Source organism: Microcystis sp. LE19-84.1B (genome assembly GCF_027531875.1).
GTDB classification, from domain to species: Bacteria; Cyanobacteriota; Cyanobacteriia; order Cyanobacteriales; family Microcystaceae; genus Microcystis; species Microcystis panniformis.
In genome coordinates, this window is sequence record NZ_JAPZSR010000265.1 from 1 (window position 1) to 3,649 (window position 3,649).

The 3,649-nt window shown below is 39.4% G+C and carries 4 protein-coding genes and 1 pseudogene; all 5 read right to left on the reverse strand.

All coding sequences use genetic code 11. The features are described from left to right. Positions 1–136: 136 nt before the first annotated feature. Complete coding sequence (argS, locus tag O9324_RS15400; RefSeq protein WP_288140631.1) at positions 137–1,894, reverse strand: arginine--tRNA ligase; 1,758 nt, start codon at positions 1,892–1,894, stop codon at positions 137–139. Between the two features lie 92 nt (positions 1,895–1,986). Next, positions 1,987–2,373: a type II toxin-antitoxin system VapC family toxin gene (locus O9324_RS15405; RefSeq protein ID WP_287629471.1), complete on the reverse strand. Its 387-nt coding sequence runs from the start codon at positions 2,371–2,373 to the stop codon at positions 1,987–1,989. Next, positions 2,373–2,600 (reverse strand): type II toxin-antitoxin system VapB family antitoxin, encoded by a 228-nt coding sequence (vapB, locus tag O9324_RS15410; protein ID WP_002732589.1) that lies wholly within the window; start codon positions 2,598–2,600, stop codon positions 2,373–2,375. Before vapB ends, O9324_RS15405 begins: the two co-directional genes overlap by 1 nt. Before the next feature lie 41 nt (positions 2,601–2,641). After that, positions 2,642–3,121 (reverse strand): 2-C-methyl-D-erythritol 2,4-cyclodiphosphate synthase, encoded by a 480-nt coding sequence (gene ispF / locus O9324_RS15415; protein ID WP_288140632.1) that lies wholly within the window; start codon positions 3,119–3,121, stop codon positions 2,642–2,644. An 85-nt stretch (positions 3,122–3,206) separates the two neighbouring features. Further along, a pseudogene (locus O9324_RS15420) lies at positions 3,207–3,649 on the reverse strand (hypothetical protein); the annotation flags it as partial.

Below are 3,649 nucleotides of genomic sequence, written 5' to 3' on the forward strand. Positions count from 1 at the left end.
GATAACTGATAACTGATAACTGATAACTGATAACTGATAACTGATAACTGATAACTGATAACTGATAACTGATAACTGATAACTGATAACTGATAACTGATAACTGATAACTGATAACTGATAACTGATAACTGATTTACATTCTTTCCAAAACGGGGATACCCAAGAGATATAAGCCTAATTTTAGGGTTCTTGCCGTTAAATCACACAAAACTAAACGAGAGGTTTTAATCGGTTCTGATGCTTTCAGAACGGGACAATTCTCGTAGAAACGATTATACTTTTTACTGAGTTCATAAAGATAATCACATAAACGATTGGGTAATAAATCCTCTTCCACTGCACTAATTACTTCCGGCAGTTGCAGTAATTGTTTAGCCAGAATTAATTCGCTTTCATCCTTGAGAATTAGCGGTGAATTGGCACTTAAATCCTGAAAATTAATACCACCTTCGCGACTGATACTCTGGACCCTAGCGTAAGCGTACAGCATATAGGGGGCGGTGTTGCCTTGCAGATTGAGCATTTTGTCGTAACTGAAAACGTAGTTACTATTGCGATTTTGGCTGAGATCGGCGTATTTAACGGCACTTAATCCGACAGTTTCGGCAGTCTTAGCGATAAAATCGCCGGTTTCTTCTCTTTCCTCGCTTGCCAGTCTTTTTTCTAAGTCAGCTAGGGAACAGGCGATCGCTTGATCAAGTAATTCTTGTAATTTTACCGTCTCCCCGGAACGAGTTTTTAATTTTTTACCATCTTCCCCTAAAACTAATCCAAAAGCGACGTGAACCACTGCCACATTATCGGGTAAAAATCCCGCTTTTTTAGCCACCTGAAATACTTGGGCAAAATGGTTAGCTTGTCCAGCATCGGTAACATAAATTATTCTTTCGGCTTTATCTTGACGCACTCGATAACAAATTGCCGCTAAATCGGTGGTAGCGTAATTATAACCGCCGTCGGATTTCTTGACAATTAGGGGCAGAGGATCCCCCTCTTTGTTGGTAAAACCATCGAGAAAGACACATAAAGCGCCGTTGTCTTCTGTTAGTAATCCCTGGTGATCTAATTCTCTGATTACCGTCTCAAGGTAGGGATTATAAAAAGATTCCCCCCTTTCCGTCAGTTTTATATCGAGAATATCATAGATTTTCTGAAATTCCCGCCGTGATTGTTGACAAAGTAACTGCCATGCTTGACGACTTTGCGGATCACCCGACTGTAATTTTACTACGGCTTGGCGGGCAGTTTCTTTAAAGTTTTCGTCTTCATCAAAACGAATTTTAGCCTTTTTATAAAAGCTAACTAAATCCCCTAAATCAAGAGCATCTGCTTGGGTTAAAGCGCTAGGATAAGCTTCTTGTAGATAGGTGATTAACATCCCGAATTGAGTACCCCAATCCCCGACATGATTAAGACGAATTACTTGATGATGACGAAATTCCAGGATCCGAGCGATACAATCACCAATTATAGTCGATCGCAAGTGACCGACGTGCATTTCTTTGGCAATATTGGGACTAGAAAAATCGACAATAATTTTTTGACTGGGGTTAGCGGTGGCAACTCCTAAACGGTTGTCAGTAATTAGGTCTTTTAATTGGGTTTCTAGATAACTAGGTTTAAGGGTAAGATTGATAAAACCGGGTCCAGCAATTTCGGGGGGTTGACAGAGATCATCTATCTCTAGATTTTTTAGTAAAGTTGCCGCCACTTCCCGGGGTTTTTGTTTTAATTCTTTGGCTAAAGAGAGGGAAATATTACATTGATAATCGCCAAAACGGGGGTTACTAGCGGCGACAATTAGAGGATCGGTAGCGGCGAAGTTTTCCCCAAAGGATTTAACTAGGGATTGGGAAAAACGCTCTTTTATTTGTTGGATAATAGCAGTCATAGATAGAATTTAGCAATGAAGGTTAGAAATCTATGGGTAATTAGGAAATTTATCTTGCTCTCATCTTGAATAGAATTGAGCCGAACGGGGTATTATGTCCATTTTCTTGGTACATTATAAGCATCAAATTTAGTATCTTTACTAATTAGAATTAGCGATCTGTTTAGAGACTGAGCCATTAGCATTCTATCAAATGGATCTCGGTGATGCAAGGGTAAAGTACAAATTTTTAGAGTATCAGAAAATGATATAGACAGTAAGGTTATATCTGATGCTTCTAGTTTAGTTTCAATGGTTTCATAACTTTTTTGTAGGGCTAACTTACCTAAATTTAACTTAATCGCAATTTCCCAGAGACTAACAATACTGACATAAACTTCAGGAGCAAAATCAATTTCCTCCCGAAGATTATCAGGCAAGTTAGGATCGTTTTCAGTTAACCAGATGAAAGTATGAGTATCCAGAAGAAAAGATGTCATCACATATATTCCTGAAAATCTTCCAAAGACTCATCAAAGTCATCGGACAAAGGTAAGGTAAATGTACCTTGTAAAATTCCTGAACGACGTTTCCTAAGAGAAGGTTTCTCTATAATAACATCTGATTGATAATTGGCCATCAAATATTCAGCATAGTGCAGCAGCTCTATTTTTAATAACTCTGGCATTGCTTCGACAGTTTCTAAGATTTTTGTGTCTATATTCATAGGTTTGGGATACTTAATCTGAGCTAATTCTTACTAATTACTTATTCCTTAACCAATAAAACCACGGCATAAACTGCGATACCTTCTTCTCGTCCCACCGGTCCCAATTGTTCGTTAGTAGTGGCTTTAATTCCCACCTGTTCTGGATTAATCTTGAGAGTTGCTGCTAACTTGGCTCGCATCGCATTAAGGTGGGGTTTCATTTTCGGTTTTTCGGCGACAATTACCGAATCAATATTATTAATCTGCCAACCTTGCTCGATAATTAATTGATTAACTTGTTCTAATAATTTTAAACTATTCGCCCCTTGCCATTGTGGGTCTGTGGGGGGAAAATAATGACCGATATCGCCTAAACTAAGCGCCCCCAGCATGGCATCCATGATAGCGTGGGTTAAGACATCGGCATCACTGTGACCCAATAAACCGACAGTATGGGCAATTTCTACTCCTCCTAAAATTAAAGGTCTTCCTGTTACCAATCGGTGGATATCGTAGCCGTTACCAATACGAATATTCATAGAGCAGTCCTCTTGGAGTTATATTAATTATCTTATCGCAAAAGGGAAGGGGAAACAGGGAAATCTTTTCCCCGACTTGTCCTTATTAGCTAATTAGTAAAACGTAGGGTGCGTTAGACGGCAGTCGTAACGCACCACCTATAAAGATAAAATACAGTAAAACGTCGGGTGCGTTAGACGGCAGAAATTGCTGCTTTGACTTGAAGGTAACAATCCGTCGTAACGCACCACCTATAAAGATAAAATACAGTAAAACGTCGGGTGCGTTAGACGGCAGAAATTGCTGCTTTGACTTGAAGGTAACAATCCGTCGTAACGCACCACCTATAAAGATAAAATACTGTAAAATGTAGGGTGCGTTAGACGGCAGAAATTGCTGCTTTGACTTGAAGGTAACAATCCGTCGTAACGCACCACCTATAAAGATAAAATACTGTAAAACGTCGGGTGCGTTAGACGGCAGAAATTGCTGCTTTGACTTGAAGGTAACAATCCGTCGTAACGCACCACCTATAAAGATAAAATACA